At 71.3% G+C, this 20,590-nt stretch carries 17 protein-coding genes; 5 read left to right on the top strand and 12 right to left on the bottom strand.

The features are described from left to right. Window positions 1-151: 151 nt before the first annotated feature. The gene (locus ACFSOX_RS04080; RefSeq protein WP_378476509.1) at window positions 152-781 is read left to right on the top strand and encodes a gamma-glutamylcyclotransferase; all 630 of its coding nucleotides are present in this window, start codon (window positions 152-154) and stop codon (window positions 779-781) included. Here ACFSOX_RS04080 and ACFSOX_RS04075 read toward each other — a convergent pair. From ACFSOX_RS04075 to ftsE, 4 genes are all read right to left on the bottom strand, one after another. Beyond that, the gene (locus tag ACFSOX_RS04075) at window positions 748-1,530 is read right to left on the bottom strand and encodes a lysophospholipid acyltransferase family protein (protein WP_378476508.1); all 783 of its coding nucleotides are present in this window, start codon (window positions 1,528-1,530) and stop codon (window positions 748-750) included. The genes ACFSOX_RS04080 and ACFSOX_RS04075 overlap by 34 nt on opposite strands. Then, the gene (locus tag ACFSOX_RS04070) at window positions 1,527-2,204 is read right to left on the bottom strand and encodes a YdcF family protein (RefSeq protein WP_378476507.1); all 678 of its coding nucleotides are present in this window, start codon (window positions 2,202-2,204) and stop codon (window positions 1,527-1,529) included. Before ACFSOX_RS04070 ends, ACFSOX_RS04075 begins: the two co-directional genes overlap by 4 nt. Before the next feature lie 235 nt (window positions 2,205-2,439). Continuing rightward, window positions 2,440-3,468 (bottom strand): cell division protein FtsX, encoded by a 1,029-nt coding sequence (locus tag ACFSOX_RS04065; RefSeq protein WP_378476506.1) that lies wholly within the window; start codon window positions 3,466-3,468, stop codon window positions 2,440-2,442. Beyond that, window positions 3,455-4,114: a cell division ATP-binding protein FtsE gene (gene ftsE, locus ACFSOX_RS04060; RefSeq protein WP_378476505.1), complete on the bottom strand. Its 660-nt coding sequence runs from the start codon at window positions 4,112-4,114 to the stop codon at window positions 3,455-3,457. The genes ACFSOX_RS04065 and ftsE overlap by 14 nt, the downstream gene beginning before the upstream one ends. Window positions 4,115-4,387: 273 nt before the next feature. On the opposite strand from ftsE, the gene ACFSOX_RS04055 reads away from it, so the two are divergent. Both ACFSOX_RS04055 and ACFSOX_RS04050 read left to right on the top strand, forming a co-directional pair. Next, the gene (locus ACFSOX_RS04055; RefSeq protein WP_378476504.1) at window positions 4,388-5,353 is read left to right on the top strand and encodes an MJ0042-type zinc finger domain-containing protein; all 966 of its coding nucleotides are present in this window, start codon (window positions 4,388-4,390) and stop codon (window positions 5,351-5,353) included. Between the two features lie 143 nt (window positions 5,354-5,496). After that, window positions 5,497-5,916, top strand: coding sequence for a response regulator (locus tag ACFSOX_RS04050; RefSeq protein WP_378476503.1), 420 nt, complete (start codon window positions 5,497-5,499; stop codon window positions 5,914-5,916). A gap of 102 nt (window positions 5,917-6,018) precedes the next feature. Here ACFSOX_RS04050 and ACFSOX_RS04045 read toward each other — a convergent pair whose 3' ends face one another. From ACFSOX_RS04045 to ACFSOX_RS04020, 6 genes are all read right to left on the bottom strand, one after another. Further along, window positions 6,019-6,408, bottom strand: a complete 390-nt coding sequence (locus tag ACFSOX_RS04045; protein WP_378476502.1) for a hypothetical protein — start codon at window positions 6,406-6,408, stop codon at window positions 6,019-6,021. 481 nt (window positions 6,409-6,889) lie between these two features. Next, the gene (locus ACFSOX_RS04040; protein ID WP_378476501.1) at window positions 6,890-7,825 is read right to left on the bottom strand and encodes a C40 family peptidase; all 936 of its coding nucleotides are present in this window, start codon (window positions 7,823-7,825) and stop codon (window positions 6,890-6,892) included. A 163-nt stretch (window positions 7,826-7,988) separates the two neighbouring features. Continuing rightward, window positions 7,989-10,043, bottom strand: coding sequence for a hypothetical protein (locus tag ACFSOX_RS04035; RefSeq protein WP_378476500.1), 2,055 nt, complete (start codon window positions 10,041-10,043; stop codon window positions 7,989-7,991). A gap of 130 nt (window positions 10,044-10,173) precedes the next feature. Further along, the gene (locus tag ACFSOX_RS04030) at window positions 10,174-12,258 is read right to left on the bottom strand and encodes a YgiQ family radical SAM protein (protein WP_378476499.1); all 2,085 of its coding nucleotides are present in this window, start codon (window positions 12,256-12,258) and stop codon (window positions 10,174-10,176) included. Between the two features lie 320 nt (window positions 12,259-12,578). Beyond that, complete coding sequence (locus tag ACFSOX_RS04025; RefSeq protein WP_378476498.1) at window positions 12,579-13,694, bottom strand: ligand-gated ion channel; 1,116 nt, start codon at window positions 13,692-13,694, stop codon at window positions 12,579-12,581. Further along, window positions 13,691-14,713 (bottom strand): cache domain-containing protein, encoded by a 1,023-nt coding sequence (locus ACFSOX_RS04020; RefSeq protein WP_378476497.1) that lies wholly within the window; start codon window positions 14,711-14,713, stop codon window positions 13,691-13,693. Before ACFSOX_RS04020 ends, ACFSOX_RS04025 begins: the two co-directional genes overlap by 4 nt. Before the next feature lie 380 nt (window positions 14,714-15,093). On the opposite strand from ACFSOX_RS04020, the gene ACFSOX_RS04015 reads away from it, so the two are divergent. Both ACFSOX_RS04015 and ACFSOX_RS04010 read left to right on the top strand, forming a co-directional pair. Next, a complete protein-coding gene (locus ACFSOX_RS04015; RefSeq protein WP_378476496.1) occupies window positions 15,094-16,830 on the top strand; it encodes an ABC transporter permease in 1,737 nt (578 codons plus the stop codon). 35 nt (window positions 16,831-16,865) lie between these two features. Further along, a complete protein-coding gene (locus ACFSOX_RS04010) occupies window positions 16,866-18,209 on the top strand; it encodes an ABC transporter ATP-binding protein (protein ID WP_378476495.1) in 1,344 nt (447 codons plus the stop codon). A gap of 24 nt (window positions 18,210-18,233) precedes the next feature. Here ACFSOX_RS04010 and ACFSOX_RS04005 read toward each other — a convergent pair whose 3' ends face one another. Beyond that, complete coding sequence (locus tag ACFSOX_RS04005; protein ID WP_378476494.1) at window positions 18,234-19,394, bottom strand: hypothetical protein; 1,161 nt, start codon at window positions 19,392-19,394, stop codon at window positions 18,234-18,236. 254 nt (window positions 19,395-19,648) lie between these two features. Further along, window positions 19,649-20,587 (bottom strand): phosphoribosylaminoimidazolesuccinocarboxamide synthase, encoded by a 939-nt coding sequence (locus tag ACFSOX_RS04000; RefSeq protein WP_378476720.1) that lies wholly within the window; start codon window positions 20,585-20,587, stop codon window positions 19,649-19,651. Between the last annotated feature and the right edge of the window lie 3 nt (window positions 20,588-20,590).

Here is a 20,590-nt window from a genome sequence, read left to right as displayed (position 1 = left end):
GCACTGTTGGCGGCCCCGCCCCGGGCCGGCCGCCGCGACGGGCTTGCCGCGGGCCGGGGGGGCTGTTAGGCGAGCCTTGTGGCAGTCTGGTGTCAACCCGTCCGAAGCGCCGCTTCCGGGTCGCGCCGCGCCGGCGCCAGCGGGAACGAGCGTGCCCACGACCTTCGACATCGACCCGAAAGGCATCGATCACGGCGACGGCGACCTGTGGGTCTTCGGCTACGGCTCGCTGATGTGGCGGCCCGGCTTCCCCTTCGTCGCGCGCGTTCCGGCCCGCCTCAACGGCTTGCACCGGGCGCTGTGCGTCTACTCCTTCGTGCATCGCGGCACGCCGGAGAAGCCCGGGCTCGTCCTCGGCCTCGACCGTGGCGGCACGTGCCGGGGCATCGCGTTCCGGGTCGCGGCGCCGCACCGGGCCGAGACGATCGCGTATCTGCGAGCGCGCGAGCAGGTCACCCACGTCTACCTCGAGACGCTGCGGCCGGTCGTCCTGCTCGACGGGACGCCGGGCAGCGCCGAGCGACGGGTGCGGGCGCTGGTCTACGTGGTCGACCGCAGCCATCCCCAATATGCCGGCCGGCTCGATCTCGAGCAGCAGCTCCATCTGGTGCGCCAGGGGCACGGCCAGTCGGGTCCGAACCGCGATTACGTCATCGCCACGGTGCGCGAGCTGGAGGCGCAGGGCTGCCGTGACGCCGGCCTGCACGCCATCGCCCGCCGGCTCGCCGCCTCCGAGGGCCCCGCCCCTCACGACCGGCCGGCCGACACGCCTTCCGCCTGAGCCGGGCGCCCGGGCGGTGCCACACCGGCGAGCCGCCCCTGCCCTTCGGCGACCAGCCGGGCAGTCGCCGCCTCGATCGTCTCCTGCAGCCGCTCCAGGAAAGCCCGCCGCGGCAACCCGGGCGGGATCGGATCGAGCACCTCGACCAGGATGGTGCCGGGCGGCCGCAGGACGCTCCGCCGCGGCCAGTGCAGGCCGGAGTTCAGCGCGATCGGCAGGCACGGCACACCGAGCTCGCCGTAGAGCAGCGCGATGCCGGGCTTGTAGTCGGGCGGCGCGCCCGGGGCGCTGCGGGTGCCCTCGGGGAAGATCAGGATCTGGCGGCCGTCGGCGAGCAGCGACCGGGCGGCACGGCTCATCTTGACGAGCGCGGCGCGGCCGGCGGAGCGGTCGACCGGGATCATGCCGGCCTTCTTGGCGTACCAGCCGTAGAGCGGGATATGGGTCAGTTCGCGCTTGATGATGAAGCTCGGATCGTCGAACAACGGCAGGAGCGCGAAGGTCTCCCAGGCCGACTGGTGCTTGGCGGCGACCAGGAGCGCGCCCTTCGGCATCTTGTCGAGCCCGCGCCACTCGACCGCGACCCCGCAGACGACCCGCAACAGCCATACATTGGTGCGGCCCCAGGCCTTCGCCATCGCCACCATGGCACGGTGCGGCAGCAGCAGGGCCGGCGACGCCGCCAGCAGGAACGCGACGGTCGTGGCGTAGAAGGCGACCGTGAACAGGACGGAGCGGACGACGATCACGTTGCGGGTCCAGGCGGAACGGCTGCCGGCGGTCGCGGCCGGCGCTGGGCGACGTCGGTGAGATCGACCACGGGCTCGATCCGCATCCGCGCCAGCGCCACGATGTACTTCACGTATTCGGTCATGAGAAGCCGGGCGTTGGCGGCGCTCGACCACCACGGCTCGGCCCGCGCCGGCGTCACCACCGGATAGGGGATCAACGCGACCTCGGGCAGGCGGTGGCCGAGCTCGGCCATGGCGCGCGGCATGTGGTAGCTCGACGTGACGACGACCAGCGAGCGGACGCCGCGGTCGTGCGTCCAGCGCCGCGTCTCGACGGCGTTGCCGATGGTGTTGCGGGCCTCGTGGTCGAGGTCGATGCAGCAGGCGAACAGGCGCTCGAAATCGGGGACGTTGCGGGCCAGCTCGCTCGAATTGGTGGTGCGGTGGACCCCGGTGATCAGCAGCCTCCGGCCGCGCCCGGAGGCGAGCAGCTCGACCGCGTCGACCACCCGGGAGGCGCCGCCGGTGAGCGCCACGATCCCGTCGGCCGTGCCGGCCAGCACCACCTCCCGGCGCGGCACCCGGTCGGCGAAGACGACGAAGCCGACCAGGAAGGCGACGACGCCGAGGCCGCCGAGGCCGACGAGCGCGAGCAGCAGCCGGCGCATGGTGCGGCGGGCGGGGCGCGGCACACCGGCCGTCAGAGGGGTGGCCGTCAGAAGGGTGGCCGTCAGGGGGGCGGCAGGCGGGCGCGCAGCGGCGCTGCCGGACGGCCCCGGGGGGGCGCCGTCCGCGCGGTCGCGCGCCGATCGTCCGTCCTCGACTGCCATGCACTCACGTCCCGCCGCCGAGAATATCGCCAAATCCGGCGCCGGGAAGGCGTCTCCGGCGGCCGGCGAAGGAGGCTCTCCGGGGCCGGAGACGCCGTCAACGCACCTGCTTGAGGGTCGCGGCGACCACCCGGCGCGACGTGTAAGCCGTCACCACGCCGACCAGCGCGACCTGGACGAGCAGCACCAGGTAGCCGCCGAGCCCGAGCGACAGCCCGCCGAACATGGCGGCCGCGTCGGCGCCGCCGAGCCCGAACAGGCGGCCGCCGATCAGCCCGAGAGTCAGGAACAAGAGCACCGCGGCGCCGCCGCCGATCGCCCCGCCCTGCAGGCCGAGGAACAGGAAGTGCCGCATGAACTGGCCCGCCACATAGGCGTCCTTGGCGCCGATGAAGTGCAGCACCTCGACGGTCGGGCGGTTGGTCGCCATGGCGCCACGGGTCGCGAAGGCGACCGACAGCACGGTCGCGGCCGTCACCAGGGCCAGGATGGCGAGCCCGATCGCCACCACGGTGTCGGCCATGGCGCGCAGCCTTCGGGTGAAGCCGCGATGGTCGTCGAGCGTCGCGCCGGCGACCTCGGCGGCGAGCCGCGCCTTGAGGGCGGCGAGGTCGGGCGGCCGCCCCGACGCCGTCTCGACGACGATCAGGCGCGGCACCGGCAGGCTGTCGAGCGACAGGCCGGAGCCGAGCCAGGGCTCGAGCAGGCGGGCCGATTCGGCCTTGTCCTGCGCCCGCACGGCGGTGACGCCCGGCGCGGCGCGGGCGATCTCGACGGCGCGCACGACGTCGACCTCGAGGTCGCGTCCGGCCATCGGCCGCACCTGGATCGTCACCTCGCGGGCGACGTCGGCCTGCCAGTCGGAGGCCGCCCCCTTCACCAGCACCACGGCGCCGGTGGTCAGCGAGGCCAGGAACGTCATGATGGCGACGACGGCGGTCAGCGCCGTGGCGGAGATCGAGCTGCGCGGCACGATCGGCGTCTCGCGCGGCTTGCGGCGCAGGAGGCCGGCGAGCGCCGCGAAGCGGGACGGCCGCTCGGCCGTCTCGTGGCCGTGGTGGTGATCGTGGTGGTGATCGTGGTGGTGATCGTGGTGGTGATCGTGACCGCGGTCAGTCGTAGACATGGATCCGGCCCTCGTGCAGCACCAGGCGGCGCGCGTCGTACTGGTCCATCAGGCCGATGTCGTGGGTGGCGATGACCACCGAGGTGCCCGACTTGTTGAGCTCGATGAACAGGCGCAGCAGCCGCTTGGCGAGGTTGGGATCGACATTGCCGGTCGGCTCGTCGGCGAGCAGGAGCTGCGGCCGCGCGATCACGGCGCGGGCGATGGCGGCGCGCTGCTTCTCGCCGCCCGACAGGATCGGCGGCATCGCCGTCATGCGGTCGCCGAGACCGACCCAGTGCAGCAACTCCTCGACCTCGTCGCGATAGCTCGCCTCCTCGCGACCGAGCACCCGCAGCGGCAGCGCGACGTTCTCGTAGGTCGTCATGTGGTCGAGCAGGCGGAAGTCCTGGAACACGATGCCGATGCGCCGCCGCAGGACGGCGAGCGAATCCTTGTCGAGGGTGGCGACGTCGTGGTCGAACAGCGTGATCAGGCCGCGGGTCGGCCGGAGCGACAGGAACAGCAGCCGCAGCAGCGAGGTCTTGCCGGCGCCCGACGGGCCGGTGAGGAACTGGAACGAATGCGGCTCGATGCGGAAGGTGAGGTCGCGGAGAACCTCCGGACCCAGACCGTAACGCAGCCCCACGTTCTCGAACCGGACCAAGCCGTTCTCCGCTCCGTCCCGCACGATCGGGATCCCTCGCGCCGGCCGCCGCGGAGCGGCGGCGGCGCGTTGCGATTCGCACCCTTTTACTCGAAGCCGGGGCGGCCGGCACGTCCGCCCCGGTGGAACGCGGTCGCCATCCACGACCACGGTCGGCCTCCGCACGCGACCCGCGGCACGCCTCCAGACGAGTGCGCCATCACTTTGGTTTCCGGATCATTAACGAAGCGTGGGCGATAATGCGGGCGAACGGGACTGCGAAGTGTCGGCGTCATGAAAATCGTCTGCCCGCGATGCGAGGCTTGGTACGAGGTGCCGGAGGCGTCCGTCGGACGCGGCCGGGCGGTGCGTTGTGCGGAATGTCGGACCGAATGGACCGCGACCGCCGAGGATGCGGTCCGGGCCGAGGAGGCCGCGGTCCGCCGCGCGGCCGTCCGCCGCGAGGCCGAGCGCGCCACGGCGGCCGCGGCCCCCGCCTTGGCGACCGCCTCGGCCGGCGGAGCCGGCCCGGCCGGTGGAGCCGGCCCGGCCGGGTTCGACACGCCGCCGACGTCGCCGGCCGCAGCGGCCGAGGACGACGGCTGGCCCGACGATCCGATGCCGCCGAAAGCTCCGGCGGGCGCCGACCCGGAGCCCGACATGGCCTCGACCGCGGCCGTCGAGGACGCCCCCTCGGTGGTGCCCGGCCCCGATGCCTTCGCCCTGCCGGAGGGACCGACCCGCGACTGGGACGCCGAGTTCGAGGCGGCCGAGGCGCGCCGGATCGCCCGCGAGCAGGCGAAGCCGCGAACCGAGCGGCGCTTCGCGTTGCCGAAACCGAGCTGGGCCACCGTCTCGCTCGCCCTCCTGGTGGTGATCGGCGCCCTGCTGGCCTGGCGGGCCGACGTGGTGCGGGCCCTGCCGCAGACCGGCCGGCTGTTCGCCGCGGTCGGCCTGCCCGTCAATCTGCGCGGGCTGGCCTTCGACGCCGTCAAGGTCCAGACGGACGTCTCCGACACGGTGCCGGTCGTGGTGGTCGAGGGCGTCGTCGTCAACGTCTCCAAGGTGCGCATCGACGTGCCGCGGCTGCGCTTCTCGATGCGGGACGCGAACGGCGTCGAGACCCACACCTGGACGGCGCTGCCGCAGAAGCCGAGCCTGGCGCCCGGCGAGTCGCAGCCCTTCCGCACCCGCCTCGCCTCGCCGCCGGCCGACAGCCGCGAGGTGTTCGTGCGGTTCTTCAACCGGCGCGACCTCTGAGGCCGCGACCCGCGGCGCCCCGCATCGGGGCGCCGGCGAACCGCCGGCGCGGACGGCTGCCGCGGATGACCCACGGCGCGACGACTCGACGACGGCCGATCGCGCTTCGATACTGACGAATCGATTGTGACGACGAGGAACCGGTGGCCCGCATCCTGATCGCCGAAGACGAGGACACGCTCCGGACCCTGGTGGTGCGCGGCCTCACCCAGGACGGACACGAGGTGATCGCGGCCGCCGACGGCGCCGAGGCGCTCGACGTGCTCGGCCGCGAGGAGGGGCGCTTCGACCTCCTGCTCACCGACATCCGCATGCCGCTGATGGACGGCATCGCGCTCGCCCTCTCGGCGGCGCGCGACTGGCCGGATCTGATCATTCTGCTGATGACCGCCTATGCCGACCAGCGCGAGCGCGCCCACGGGCTCGAGGCGCTGATCCACGACGTGATCACCAAGCCGTTCACGCTGGCCGAGCTGCGCGTGGCGGTCGGCGAGGCGCTGGCCTCCAAGGCGCTGGCGTCCAAGGCGTTGACGTCCCGGGAGGCGCCGCCCGACCAGGCGTGAGCCGGCCGGGCGTCGTTCGATCCGCATCGGCAGGCGATCCTGATCGCCGGCGTGGTCGGAGCGGCCGACGCCGCTCACGCCGGCGCACTCACGCCGGCGCGCTCACGCCGCGGAGGCGACCCGCAGGCGCTCGTCGCCGTTCAGGAGTCGGGCGATCGCCTTCCAGAAATCCGCGACCGCGCCGGGGTCGTGCCCATGCACGCCGGCATCCGGCTTCGCAACACACGGCTCGACGCTCCACCTGGCACCGCTCCAATCGGTCCCGGGCGCGCATTGCGCCACGACCGCAGCGACCATCGTGCGGGTGACCGCGGTGGTCGGGCCCCGCCACACGGTGCCGTGGTCGGCGGTGGGAACACCGACCGTCACCCAGAAGCGACCGTCGCCCGCCGGCGTCACCGCGAGCAACACGGCTCCGACTTCCGTTTCGGTGCTTCCGACGATCGCGTGACCATCACGCAGCGACGACATCATAAGCGAGAAAATATCCACCGGACCTCCTCTCCCGTTCGAATCAGATTCGAGACCACTCGACGACAATGGCGACCGACAACGACCTATCGCTCACTCGCTCGACAGTAGCGTGACGACCGGAGCCCGAGAGAACCCGGACCTTCGGCGACACGCCGGGGAAGCGATCGCATTCCAGAGAACCGAACCGCCGTGCCGGCACGACCCCTGAGGCCTATCGACCGCCCGGCGAGCCGCTCACGGCTGCGCCACGCGACAATGCTAACGTGATCCCGGAATCGGCCATAAGCAGCACAACTACGGACACGCCGTCCGGGACGTCGTCGGTTCGCGGTCATCTGATCAGCTCGCGTCGCTCGGAAAATGCTCGTGTGCCGGGAAGATGCTCACCCGGCCTCGAAACCCCGCAGGGCCGGCACCATGCGACCGCGACTTCGGTCCGTCGGGTGAATCCCTTACGTGCGATTGCCGATCGCGCGCGATGCCCTCGCGGCGGCGCCGATCAGGCGAAGCGCCGCACCGCGACGACCTGCCCGGCTCCGGTCGCCGCGATGCGGGCGACCGCCTCGGCGACGGGCTCGGTCGCGACCGCCATGTGGTGGGCGTTGGCGTGCAGGAGCGTGGTCCGATCCCGCACCATCGCCACATGCCCTTTCCAGAAGACGAGATCGCCCCGATGCAGCGCGTCGAGGTCGGACGGCCCGTCGAGCCGGCGGCCGAGCGTCTTCTCCTGCATGTCGGTGTCGCGCGGGCAGGCGATCCCGCAGGCGGCGAACGCGACCTGCACGAGGCCCGAGCAATCGAGACCGGCGACCGTCTTGCCGCCCCAAAGATACGGCGCGCCGAGGAACTTTTCCGCGACCGCGACCGGATCGGTCTCGTCCGCGGCGACCGGCGCCAGATGGGCGAGCGGCACGAAGCCGCCCGCCGCCGTCACGGCGAAGGTGCCGTCGGTGCGCAAGACGGCGACGCGACTGCCGAAGGGCAGCCAGTCGAGCGGTGGACGACGGACCGAGGGCGCCGGCAGGACATGCGTGCGCGGCACCGTCACCCGATGGGTCGGCGGCGGCCCGGGCGGGCCGAGCGCGGTGGCCGGCACGTAGCCGACATAGCCGTCGGCCGCGAGCTGGCCCCAGGCGAAGCCGTCCTCGCCGAGGTCGTAGACGGTGACGCGCTCGCCGGCCAAGGCCTCGGTGAGCATCTCGGCGTCGGCGGCCGGCGCTTTTCGCACGGGCGCGCAGCCCGCCACCACCTCGTGGACGCGGCCCTCGACGAACCGCGCCGCCGTGACCCGCCCCTCCAGATGCTTCGCGGCGAGATCCGGCCGCGCCGGCGTCAGCCGCGGGTCGAACGGCGGTTTCGACGATGGTTGCGCCCGCGCCGCGACGGGCGCCAATGCGACAGCGGGCAGGAGCGTGAGGAGGGCGCGCCGATTCATGAGGCGGACAACTCGTAGGGTGGGCAAAGCGAAGCGTGCCCACCATTCGTCACCGCGCGGGCACGGCGCGTTCGCGCCTTTGCCCACCCGACCAGGGCTGGATCCCCGCCTTCGCGGGGACGAGCGGATCAACGGTCGCCGAGATCGCGGCGCGCATTCGTCGTCAGCCCCGCGGCGGGCGACGGCGCTCGGCGAACCAGGCCCGGTAGTCGGCCATCTTGGCGCGTTGCGACGACGACGCCCGACCCTTGCAGGTCGACGCCTCCTGGCTGCCCTCGGGGGCACCCCAGCGCAGCTCGGCGCAATCGTTGACGTTGTAGGCCATCTCCAGCGCCTTCACGCGATCGACGACGTCCTTGACCGTGAGGGTCCAGGGCGAGCCGTCGGTGCGCGGATAGGTGAATTTCCGCGACGAGAGCTCGGCCGCCAGCACGGCCTCGAGCTCGGCCTTCACGTCGGCGACGCTCTTGCCCGCCGGCATGGCGTAGCGCTCCGGCCGCCGCGCCACGCGGTCCGGATAGCCCCGCACCACGTCGATGGCGATCAGCAGGCGCAGGTCGCGCGACGGCGTCGCGAAGTCCTCCCAGGCGCCGGTCGTCTCGAAGATCGCGGCGCCGTCCGGCATGTCGGCGGACTTGCCCGTGATCTGATACTTGCGGCCGTTCTCGACCGAGGTGACGCGCGCCCGCACTTGCTCGTCGAGCGCCTGGATCGCCTCCTTCATGGCGCGCAGCGGATCGAGCTGGGACGGCGAGATCACGTCCTCCATGCGGTCGTAGAAGGCCTCGACCGACATCTTTCCCTGCTCGAGCGAGACGTCGCCGTAGTTCGGGTTCTTGGCGATCTCGCGGTTGGTCAGCCGGCGCATGCCGCCGCCTTCCAGAACCACGGGACGGAACCGCTTGAAGCCGGGGCCGCCGAGCGCGGGATCGTCGGCGAACAGGAAGTTGCCGCGCCAGAAGCGCTTGATCGCCACGGTGCCGTCCGGCTGGGCGTCGACGGCCAGCATCACGCCGGCGGCATCGCCCGACTGCGGCACCCGCTTGGCGATCACCAGGAGGTGGCCGTAGGGGTCGGCATAGATGGTGCCGGGCCGCAGCGTCTCCTCGGAGAGCGCCACCGGGTAATAGTCGGTATTGTCGTCGGCGAGGGCGGTGCGACCGGAGCCGGAATGGACACCGTCGCCGATCGACCACTTCAGATAATGCGCGAAGCCCGGCACCAGGCCGGCCGGCCGCGGTGGCGGCGACCACGGCTTCGGCGCCGGCTTGGCGCCGGGGGCCGGCGTCGCGGGCGCGGGCGGCGCGGCCGCCTGCTGGCGCAGCATGCCGAACAGCCCGGGCGACGGCGGCGGCGCGGCCGGATCGGCCGAGGCGACGAGCTCCTCCGGAGGCGGCGCGGCGCGCGGCTCCTCGCGCTGGATGTTCCACCAGGCGGGACAACGCGGCGCCTGGCCACCACCGCCGCGCGTGCATTTCGCGTAGCCGTAGGGCAGCCCCATCTTGAAGGCGAAATAGGCGCGCAGGAAGTACGGCAGGTCGGCGCAGTCGGGCCGGATCACGAGATTCGCCTGATCCTCGGCGAGGCCGAGATGGTTGAACAGCAGATTGCGCGAGCGGTCGCGCAGCACCTCGTGCAGCGCCTTCCAGGAGGGCGGCGGCGCGTCGAGGGGGGCGTCGAACAGCCGCTCGACCCAGGCCGAGAACAGGTTCTCGTTGGCCCGGGTCCAGCTCGCCCGCACCGGCCAGACGCTGCCGGCCTGTGCCTTGGGGCGCGGCGGCTCGTTCGCCTGGACCGCGACCGGGCGCGTGATGGTGGCGCAGTCGGCCGTTGTTCCGCCGGAGCCGGCGCCGTCGCGAGTCAGCGTCACCTGCCAGGTGCCGGCGGCGGGCTGCGCCACCTCGGCGACCCAGAAATACGGCGGGCCGCCGCGGCGGTCGCGCGAGCGCGCCGCGACCGTGCCGTTCGGCGCCGTGAGGGTCAGCTCGCCGTCGAGCGGCTTTTCCGACGTGAACAGGACGCGCAGCGGCGCGCCCTTCCACGGTGCCATCGGCGACGGCAGCACGGCGATCCCGGCCGCCTCGTCGCAGGCCGGCGCCCCCTGCGCCCGCGCGGCGGGGGCCGGGAGGATCAGTGCAGCGGTGGCGACCAGCGAGAACACCGTCGTGACGGCAGCGAGCCGAGTCGTGACGGCAGCGAGCCGACGGGCCGAAACCATGGAATTCCCCCTGTTTCCATGAGCGCGCGGCGGCAGAATACTGTGAAACCTATGGCTGAACGATGGCGGATTCGTCGACCACTCGTTCGCGAACAGTCATCGGCCGCTCTTTACCGCAGTGCAGCCAGTGTTACCGCAGCCGGACGCCCTTCGTCGTGAAACGCCGCGTCTTTCCGCCCACGGCGCCGGGCCGGACCGGGCGCCTCGTGCCGGCGGCCTTGCCGGTGCCGGGCGGCTGGTGGGCCGGCACGAGCTGGTCGGGGCGCGAGCCGATCAGGTCGGCCCGTCCCATCTCCTTCAGCGCCTCGCGCAGAAGCGGCCAGTTGTCGGGATCGTGATAGCGCAGGAACGCCTTGTGGAGCCGCCGCTGGCGCAGCCCGGTGATCGCCGCGACCGTCTCCGACGCGCCGCGCCGCACGCCGCGCAGCGGGTTGACGCCGGAGTGGTACATGGCCGTCGCGGTCGCCATCGGGGAGGGCAGGAAGGTCTGCACCTGATCGGCCCGGTAGCGGTTCTTCTTGAGCCACAGCGCGAGGTTCATCATGTCCTCGTCGGTCGTGCCCGGATGCGCCGCGATGAAATACGGGATCAGGTAGTACTGCTTGCCGGCCTTCTCGGCCGCCGCGTCGAACATCTCCTTGAAGCGGTCGTAGGCGCCGATGCCCGGCTTCATCATCTTGTCGAGCGGGCCGCGCTCGGTGTGCTCGGGCGCGATCTTCAGATAGCCGCCGACGTGATGCGACACCAGCTCCTGGACGTAGTCCGGGCTCGTCACCGCGAGGTCGTAGCGCACGCCCGAGGCGACCATCACCTTCTTGACGCCCTTCACCTCGCGCACCTTGCGATAGAGCCTGATCAGCTCGTCATGCGACGTGTTCAGGTTCGGGCAGATGTCGGGGAACACGCAGGACGGCTTGCGGCAGGACGCCTCGATCGCCGGATCCTTGCACGCCATGCGGTACATGTTGGCGGTCGGCCCGCCGATGTCGGAGATCACGCCGGTGAAGCCCGGTGTCCGGTCGCGGATGCGCTCGATCTCCTGCAGGATCGAGCCCTCCGAGCGGCTCTGGATGATGCGGCCCTCGTGCTCGGTGATCGAGCAGAACGTGCAGCCGCCGAAGCAGCCGCGCATGATCGTCACCGAGAATTTGATCATGTCCCACGCCGGGATTTTTGCATCGCCGTAGGAGGGATGCGGCGCCCGCGCATAGGGCAGGCCGTAGACCGCGTCCATCTCCTCGGTCGTCAGCGGAATCGGCGGCGGGTTGAGCCACAGGTCGCGGTCGCCGTGACGCTGGACGAGCGGCCGGGCGTTACCGGGATTGCTCTCCCGGTGCAGCACCCGGGAGGCCCGCGCATAGGCCTCCTTGTCCTCTTCGACCTGCTCGCAGGACGGCAACCTGATCACGACCTCGCCGCGCACCTGCCGGGCGCCCTCGTCGGCGGCGTCGAGATCGTCGGCGTGCAGTTCGGTACAGGTCTCGGGCACGCGGCGGAACAGCGCGACGCCGCGGATGTCGTCGAGGTCGCGCGGCGCCTCGCCGGCCGCCAGCCGGTGCGCGACCTCGACCACGGCGCGCTCGGCGTTGCCGTAGAGCAGCAGATCCGCCTTGGCGTCGGCCAGCACCGAGCGGCGCACCTTGTCGGACCAGTAGTCGTAATGCGCGATGCGGCGCAGCGACGCCTCGATGCCGCCGAGGACGATGGGCACGTCCTTGAACGCCTCGCGGCAGCGCTGCGCATAGACCAGCGTGCAGCGGTCCGGCCGCCGCCCGCCCTCCCCGCCCGGCGTGTAGGCGTCGTCGTGACGCAGCCGACGGTCCGCCGTGTAGCGGTTGACCATCGAGTCCATGTTGCCGCCGGTGACGCCGAAGAACACGCGCGGCTTGCCCAGCGCCTTGAACGGCTCGGCCGACTGCCAGTCGGGCTGCGCGATGATGCCGACCCGGAAACCCTGCGCCTCGAGCAGGCGACCGATGATCGCCATGCCGAAGCTCGGATGGTCGACATAGGCGTCGCCCGTGACCAGCACGATGTCGCACGCATCCCAGCCGAGCCGGTCCATCTCGGCCCGGCTCATCGGCAGGAACGGCGCCGGCCGGCTCTGCACCCGGTGGCGCGGCCAGGAGAAGAGCGGCCTGGCGGAGAGCAGCGGCCGCACGCCCTCGGGGCGGCTGGCGGTCCGGATCGGTTCGGTCGAAACGGGGGTGTTCATGCGCCCGAGGCTTAACGGCCTCGGCGGCGGAGTTCAACCGGCCGGCCGCCGCCTGACGCGATCGTGTCGCCTCGGGCCATCGCTCGACCATCGGCCGTGACCGCGCGCGTCGGCCCGACGGACGGCCGCGTCAGATCACGCCCACCGGCCACAGGACGAGACCGACGCTGAGCGGCACGCCCAGCCACCACAGGATGATCGGCATGTCAGGCCTTCGGGTCGTCTCACCCGGTCAACCGCGACGGTCCGACACCGTTCCCGACCGCCGGTACGGTGTTCCTGCGACGCTCCGTCTCGGCCGACACGCCGCGCGGCCTTGGTCAGCCCGGCAGCGCCCGCACCCCGATGCCGATGCAGACGATCAGCATCATCACCGGGAGCGCCCATCGGATCTGCCGGCGCAGCTCGATGCAGGCGGCGTGGAAGCGGCGGGTCGGGTCGGCGCAGGCGGCCGTGAGGCCGACCTCGATCATCAGCACCAGCACCAGATAGAGATAACCGAGCGAGATCATCTGGGCGACCGGCGTGTTGAGCGAGATCGCCCCCGGAAAGCTCGCCTCGAACGTGAAGCTCAGCGCCGCGAGACCCAGCAGCGAGGAGAAGATCATGGTGCCCTTGTCCTTCTCCTGCTCGCGCAGCGCCGGCGACCACAGGACGAACAGCGACACCGAGAGCACGGCGAACAGCGGCACGAAGATGCGCAGGATGTAGCGGTCGGACTGGCGCACCAGCTCGACGGTCGCGGCGAGCCGCGAGTAGCTGCGGGCGTTCCAGCCCATCGTCTCCTCGTTGGCGAAACGCAGCCGCCCCGGCCGCCACACCACGAGCGAGGACTCCTCGACGCCCGACAGCAGGCGGTCCGTCTCGGTGGTGATCAGGATCGCCTCCTGCTTGGCGTAGCGCGGCAGCGACAGCGACAGCGCGAGGTTCTGGCGATCGAACGGGAACGCGTCCATGTTCATGCGGAAACGGAAATCCGCCTCGAACCGTTCGATCAGCACGATCTCGCCGCTGGCGTAGGTCGCCACCGCGACGGTACGCGAGTCGCGTCCGCCGATCTGGTTGTCGACGACGAGGCCCGGCGTCCAGATCGAAGCGAGGTAGGAGTCGGCCTCGCCGGCGACGCGGTCGATCCGCGCCGCGCCGACCGCGATCGCGTCGAAGGCGAGTCGCGGATCGGTCCAGCGCTGGGTGATCTCGACGAAGAAGCGCCCCTCCCCGGCCGTCTCCTTCACCTCGAGCACGTTGAGGACGCGCAGCGCGACCCGCACCCGCACCGGCAGCTCGACGCCGGCCGGCAGCGCCGTGCGATCCTCCGCGGCCGCCCCGCCGCCGGACGTGATCAGCACCACCGACAGAAGCACGAGCCGCGCGAGCCACAAGGCCGCGCACGCCGGTGCGACGGCCCGCGTCGGCGCGAAACAGCACCGCGTCACGGCCGCCTCCGCGCCGTGAGCGCGATGCGCAGCAGCACGGCGAAGACGATCCAGACGAGAATGCCGCCGCACAGCGCCGCCACGACGAGCTCGGTGCGCAGCCGGCCGCGGTCGTTCGGGATCTCCTCCAGCGCGACCGTCATACCGACCAGCCGGCCCGAGAAGTCGACGAGCGGTTGGGACACCACGCTGAACGAGCGCCCGTCGATCTCGCGGGTCGTCACCTCGACGTCGCGCAGCGCCCGCATCCGGGTGCTCTTGAGGAGCGCGGCGAACCGGTCGTCGTCGGTCGACAGCGCCAGCACCAGATCGCCGAAGCGCGGCAGCTTGGGATCGAGCGCGACGCCGACCATGGCGGGCGCGATCACCACGGCGACGTCGGCATTGGTCGACGCCTTGACGAGATCGAGGATCGGCCGCAGGTCGAGCCCCACCTCCATGGTGCCGACCGGAACCTTGTCGTGCTCGACGATCGCGATGCCGCGCACGCCGAGGCCGGCGATCCCGATCTCGACGCCGGCCTGGGCCCGGCGGGCGCGGTTCGCCGCGACCACCATGGGGCGGAAGCCGGAGATGTCGTCGTCGAACGTCTCCGGCCGATGCATGCGCAGCAGATAACGAAGGTCGGTCGTGTGGAAGCCGTAGATCTGCACGCCGGCCTGACGGCTGAGATAATCGTAAGGCCCCTGAGAGAGGGCCTGCAGGCGGGCGCGGTCGCGCCGGGCAAGCGCCTCGCCGACATTCGGCCGCCGCGCCGACGTCTCCGCGAGCGACAGCGCGAACTTGCCGGCGTTGTCGAACGCGCCCGTGACGGCGCCGGCGACGAGCCGCATGCGGGTGTCGCGATCGCGCTCGGCGATGGCGTCCTGGGCGCGCATCTGCAGCAGCACCATGCCGCCGAGCACGATCGTGATCACGAGCGCCACGGCGGGCGCGACGAGGCGGACGGCATGCGACGATCGCGCGCGAGACGGAGCGACGGTCTCGGCGACCGGCGGTGCGGTGGTTTCGAGCGGCATCTTGTCCGGGTGGTTCAGCGGGGGATGGCGGGGGTCTGCACGCGCGGTCCGGCGGGTGAGCGAGGCGCTGTGCGCTTCGTGTCACTCACGGTCACGCGGGGGTTCTCGACAGAGGCATGATGCTGCCGCTTGTAGCGTCGTTCCGCGCGACGGCGCAAGCCGCTCCGGCAGGTCCGGAGCCGCGACCCGTCCCGTCCGGGCGCACGCGCCCGCAGGGCCGGGCGACGTCACTTCCACGTCATACGGGTGGGCGAAACGAAGGGGCCTTGCCAACCACGCCGGCGTGGGTATCAAGGCCGGTGTTCGCGACACCGGCCCAGCGCTTTGGTCGCGGCGACATCCCGGATCGTCGTTCCATCCGTCGGCAGGAGCCGCGCCGCGTGACACGTCCTGCGAGCAGCCTCGCCGCGATACAACAGGATCGCCCCACCTTCGGCGTATGGGACGTCGTCGCCGTCGTTCTGGTGCTGGGCGCCCTGGTGCTCGTCGCCGAGGTCGGGCGCGGCGTCGGCCTGCCGCTCGACGCGATCGACGAGACGCCGATCAGCCTCGATCCCCTCGCGCTGCCCGGCTATGCGGCCCGGACGGCGCTGCGCATGATCGTCGCGCTCGGGCTGTCGCTCCTGTTCACGTTCACCTACGCGACGCTCGCGGCGCGCAGCCGCCGCGCCGAGCTGGTGCTGGTGCCGATCCTCGACATCCTGCAGTCGGTGCCGATCCTCGGCTTCATCTCGGTCACCATCGTGTTCTTCATGTCGCTCGCGCCGGGCCGGGTGCTCGGGGCCGAGTTCGCCGCCGTGTTCGCCATCTTCACCAGCCAGGCCTGGAACATGGCGTTCTGCTTCTATCAGTCGCTGCGCACCGTGCCGTCCGACCTGATCGAGGCGTCGCGCTGCTTCCGGTTCGGCGCCTGGATGCGGTTCTGGCGGCTCGACGTGCCGTTCGCCATGCCGGCCCTGATCTGGAACATGATGATGTCGATGTCGGGGGGCTGGTTCTTCGTCGTCGCCTCGGAGGCGATCACGGTCGGCGACACCACGGTGACGTTGCCGGGGATCGGCTCCTACATCGCGGCGGCGATCGCGGCGCGCGACCTCGGCGCCATCCTGTGGGCGATCTTCGCCATGATGATCGTGATCGCGATCTTCGATCAGCTCATGTTCCGGCCGCTGGTCGCCTGGGCCGACAAGTTCCGGTTCGATCAGGAGACCGGCGCGGCGCCGTCGTCGTCCTGGGTCGTCACCATGCTGCGCAAGTCGCGCCTCGTGCGCATGGCGGCGTCGCCGGCCGCGGCGGCGATGCGGTGGAGCTACGGGCTGTCGGCGGCCCGTCAGGGGCGCGGCGCACGCCACGCGGCGGACGCACGGCGCGGCCGCCTCGCCGACGGCGTTTTCCTCGCCGTCGTGATAGCGGCGGTGGCGGCCTCGGTCTGGCAGATCGCCGCCTATGTGCTCGCGGGCCTCTCGCTCGCCGAGGTCGGGACGGCGGTTCTGCTCGGCCTCGCCACCATGGCACGGGTGTTCGTGCTGATCGCGATCGCGAGCCTCGTGTGGGTGCCGATCGGGATCCGGATCGGCCTCGCGCCGAGGGTCGCCGGCATCGTCCAGCCGATCGCCCAGTTCCTCGCCGCGTTCCCGGCCAATCTGCTGTTCCCGATCGCCGTGTCGGGCATCGTCGCGTTCCGGCTCGATCCGAACATCTGGCTGAGCCCGCTGATGATCCTGGGGACGCAGTGGTACATCCTGTTCAACGTGGTCGCCGGCGCGACCACGATTCCGACCGAGCTGCGCGACGTCGCCGCGAACCTGAAAATTCGCGGCTGGCTGTGGTGGCGCAAGGTCGCGCTGCCGGCCGTCTTTCCGTTCTACGTGACGGGCGCCATCACGGCCTCGGGTGGCTCGTGGAACGCCAGCATCGTCGCCGAGGTGGCGACGTGGGGCGACGACCGCCTGCAGGCGATCGGGCTCGGCGCCTACATCGCCGATGCGACCGCGGCCGGCGACACCCGGCGCGTCGTGCTCGGCATCGCCGTGATGAGCGCCTTCGTGGTGATCGTCAATCGCATGTTCTGGCGGCCGCTGTATCTGTGGGCGGAGCGCAAGTTCCGGCTCGGCTGACCGGCCGTCGCGCAGGCAGGAGAAGGGAGCGTCGCATGGACGACAAGGTTCGCGGCAGCGCCGTTTCACGCCCTTCCGAGCGCGCGATCCTGCTCGACGTCCAGGGCCTGCGAAAGACCTTCCCGCGCCCGGACGGCGGCGAGCTCCTGGTGCTCGACGACGTCAATCTGCGCATCCGCGACGACGAGATCGTCGGGCTGCTCGGCCGATCGGGCTCCGGCAAGTCGACCCTGCTGCGGCTGATCGCCGGGCTTTCGCAACCCGCCGGCGGGTTGGTCAGCTACATGGGCGAGCGCGTCACCGGCCCGCCGCCGGGCATCGCCATCGTGTTCCAGAGCTTCGCCCTGTTCCCCTGGCTGACCGTGCTCGAGAACGTCGAGATCGGGCTCGAGGCGCTCGGCCTGCCGTCCGCCGCGATCCGCCGACGGGCGCTCGCCGCCATCGACCTGATCGGCCTCGACGGCTTCGAATCCGCCTATCCGCGCGAGCTGTCGGGCGGCATGCGCCAGCGCGTCGGCTTCGCCCGTGCGCTCGTCGTGCATCCCAACATCCTGCTGCTCGACGAGCCGTTCTCGGCGCTGGACGTGCTGACGGCCGAGACGGTGCGCACCGATTTCCTCGAGCTGTGGTCGGACGGCAAGCTGCCGATCAAGGGCGTCGTGCTGGTCACCCACAACATCGAGGAGGCGGTGCAGATGTGCGACCGCATCCTGCTGTTCTCCACCAATCCGGGCCGGATCATCGACGAGATCACGGTCGACCTGCCGCAGCCCCGCGACCGGCTGGAGCCGAGCTTCCGCAGCCTGGTCGATCGCATCTACATCGCCATGACGGCGGGCGCCGACGCGCAGCGCCGCCTCGCCCGGGTCGACCGTTTGCCCGGTCTCGGCATCGACACGATCCTGCCCGAAGTGTCGACCAACCTGCTGTCCGGTCTCGTCGAGCGCATCGCCGGGGCGCCCTACAGCGGCCGCGCCGACCTGCCGGAGGTCGCCTCCGCCCTGCACATGGAGGTCGACGACCTGTTTCCGGTCGCCGAGACGCTGCAGATGCTGCGCTTCGTCGAGATCGAAGGCGGCGACATCAAGCTGACCGAGGCGGGCGTCGAATTCGCCAACGCCGAGACGGACATGCGCAAGCAACTGTTCGGCCGCAACCTGCTCGCCCACGTGCCGCTCGCCGGCCACATCCGCCGCGTGCTCGACGAGCGTGTCCACCACACGGCGCCGAAGGGCCGCTTCCTCGACGAACTCGAGGACCACATGACGCCCGACGTGGCCGAGCAGACGCTGCGCGCCGTGACGAGCTGGGCCCGTTATGGCGAAGCCTTCGCCTACGACGATCAGAGCCAGAGCTTCAGCCTGGAAAATCCGACCTGAGCGATCGCCGCGCCGGGACGGCGATCAGAGCGAGGAGCCGCCGAGCAGCGAGCCTGTCGAGGCGTTCATTGCGTCGACCATGCTCTGGATGCTGGTCACGGTCCGGTAGTTCTTCAGGACGTTGTCGGTGAATCCCTCGCCGAATCCGAGCACGGTCCGCTCCTCGGCGCTCATCGACGAATACTGACGGATCAGCGCGACGCTGCGGGTCGCCGGATCGCCGCCCGAACTGGTGAAGGCGGAGAGCAGCGTCGTGCGCGTGCGCTGCTCGAGCGCCTTGCGGGCCGCCCGCGCCTCGGAGATCGAGAACTGCCCGTCGGCGTTCTGGGCGACGACCGCGAGCGTGCGGTTGTCGAAGGACTCGAAGTCCACCATCCGGCCGGAGCGCGTCGCATCGAACACCAGCTCGGTGCCGGCGTCGCGGGCACGGCCGGCCTGGGCGTCGAGCGCGGCGCGGGCGCGGGCCGCGAGCGTGTCGGCCGTGGTGGTCTTGCCGGGCGACGTCGTGCCGGGCGCGGGCGCATCCAGCATGGCGCGGACAGGATCGTCGTGGTTGCTCGTGTCGGGCGCCTTGCCGAAGGTGGCCCGCGCCGCGGCGAGCCCTTCGGTGACCGCCTCGCGCCGCGCCGTCCAGCCGGCCGTCGCACGCTCCTCGGGGCTCGCCGTGTCGAGATACGCGGCGGCGGCGGCGTAGAGGCTCGCATAGTCGCCGGTGTGGCGGGCGATCACCGCATGCGGGGCGAGCGCATCCTCGAAGCGCGCCTGCAAGACGGACGCCGCGGCGTTCTTCTCGTCGGCCGTGAACAGGTCGCCGGTGCCGGCCGCGACGACGGCGAGTGTCGCCCGGTCCTGCACCGTGAAATCGACCGCCACCTGGCCGTCGACCAGGGCCGAGCCGATCCCGAGCGACGTGTATTGCTGATCGAGCCAGGCGCGCGCCGCCTGGGCTCGCGCCAGCGCCGAGCCGCCGGCGCTCGTGCCGGCGGCCGTCATGGCGGCCAGAAGCGCCTTGGCCTCGTCCGACAGCGTCAGCACGGTGGCCGAACCGCCGGACTGGATCGATGTGGCGGTCGTCCCGGTGCCGCTCGATGCGGTGGATTGGGTCGGCGCGGTGCCGGCCTTCTGTCCGTAGGAGCCGGTCGTGTAGCTCGACAACGCGCTCGTCAGACTGCTCACAGCCGACATGGGAGCCTCGGCAGAATTGTTTCTAAAGAAACAATTAAGCCGGCATGGTTAACGAAGCGTAAAGGGACGCTGGACGGCTGCGGCCGCACAACGGTTGCTCCGTCGTCCCGGGGCGGCGCGCCAGCGCCGAGCCCGGGATCCATACGCCCTGTCTTCCAGTGAGCCACCGGCACAGGGGATATGGATTCCGGGCTCGCGGACCTGAAGGTCCGCGCCCAGGAACGACGGAGGCTGCTGCGCCCTCGCGCCGCAGATCAGATCCGATAGGCCGCCAGATTGTCCGCGATTCGCTTCGCGAGCGAACGCCCTTCCTCACGCGGCGTCAGCGACCGGCCGGTGAGGCGGTGAAAAATCTGCTGATAACGAGCGGAGAGCTCGGCGACGAGCTCTGCGGGCGCATCCGGGATGATCTCGTCCTCGTAAGGATCGCAGTGATCGACGAACCAGCGACGCAAAAACTCCTTGTCGAAGTAATCGGGCTCCTGGCCGGCCGCGAAGCGCGCCTCGTAGGTGTCGGCCATCCACCAGCGCGACGAGTCGGGCGTGTGGATCTCGTCGATCAGGGTGAGGCGGCCCTCCGCGTCGAGCCCCATCTCGTACTTGGTGTCGACCAGGATCAGGCCGCGGGCCAGCGCCGTCTCCTGGCCGCGCCGGAACAGCTTCTCGGCGACGTCCTCGACCTGTTCGAGCAGCGCCTTCGACAACAGGCCGCGCTCCAGCACCTGGGTGGGCGTGATGGTCTCGTCGTGCGTGTCCTCCTTGGTGGAGGGCGTGAAGACGGGGCGCGGCAGCCGCGCGTTCTTGCGCATCCCGTCCGGCAACTTGAACGCGCCGAAGTCGCGCCGGCCGGCCTGGTAATGCGTCCAGATCGACGTCGAGGTGACGCCGGTCAGATAGCCGCGCATCACGATCTCGATCTTCAGCGGCGTGCAGCGCTTCGCCACCGTGACGTTCGGATCGGGCAACGCGATCACGTGGTTCGGCACGATGTCGCGCGTCTCGTCGCACCAGAAGGCCGCGGTGCGGTTCAGCACCTCGCCCTTGCCCGGGATGTGGGCGACGATGCGGTCGAACGACGAGTGGCGATCCGTGGTCACGAGCACCAGACGGTCCGGTTGCACGTAGATGTCGCGCACCTTGCCCTCGATGCGATGGCCCAAACCCTCGAAGTCGGTGCGGCGCAGGGTTTCCAGGGC

This window comes from Rhodoplanes azumiensis (assembly GCF_042682915.1).
Lineage (GTDB): Bacteria > Pseudomonadota > Alphaproteobacteria > Rhizobiales > Xanthobacteraceae > Rhodoplanes > Rhodoplanes azumiensis.
Note: the sequence above shows the minus strand (reverse complement) of the source record. Positions and strands in the feature narration are given on the sequence as shown.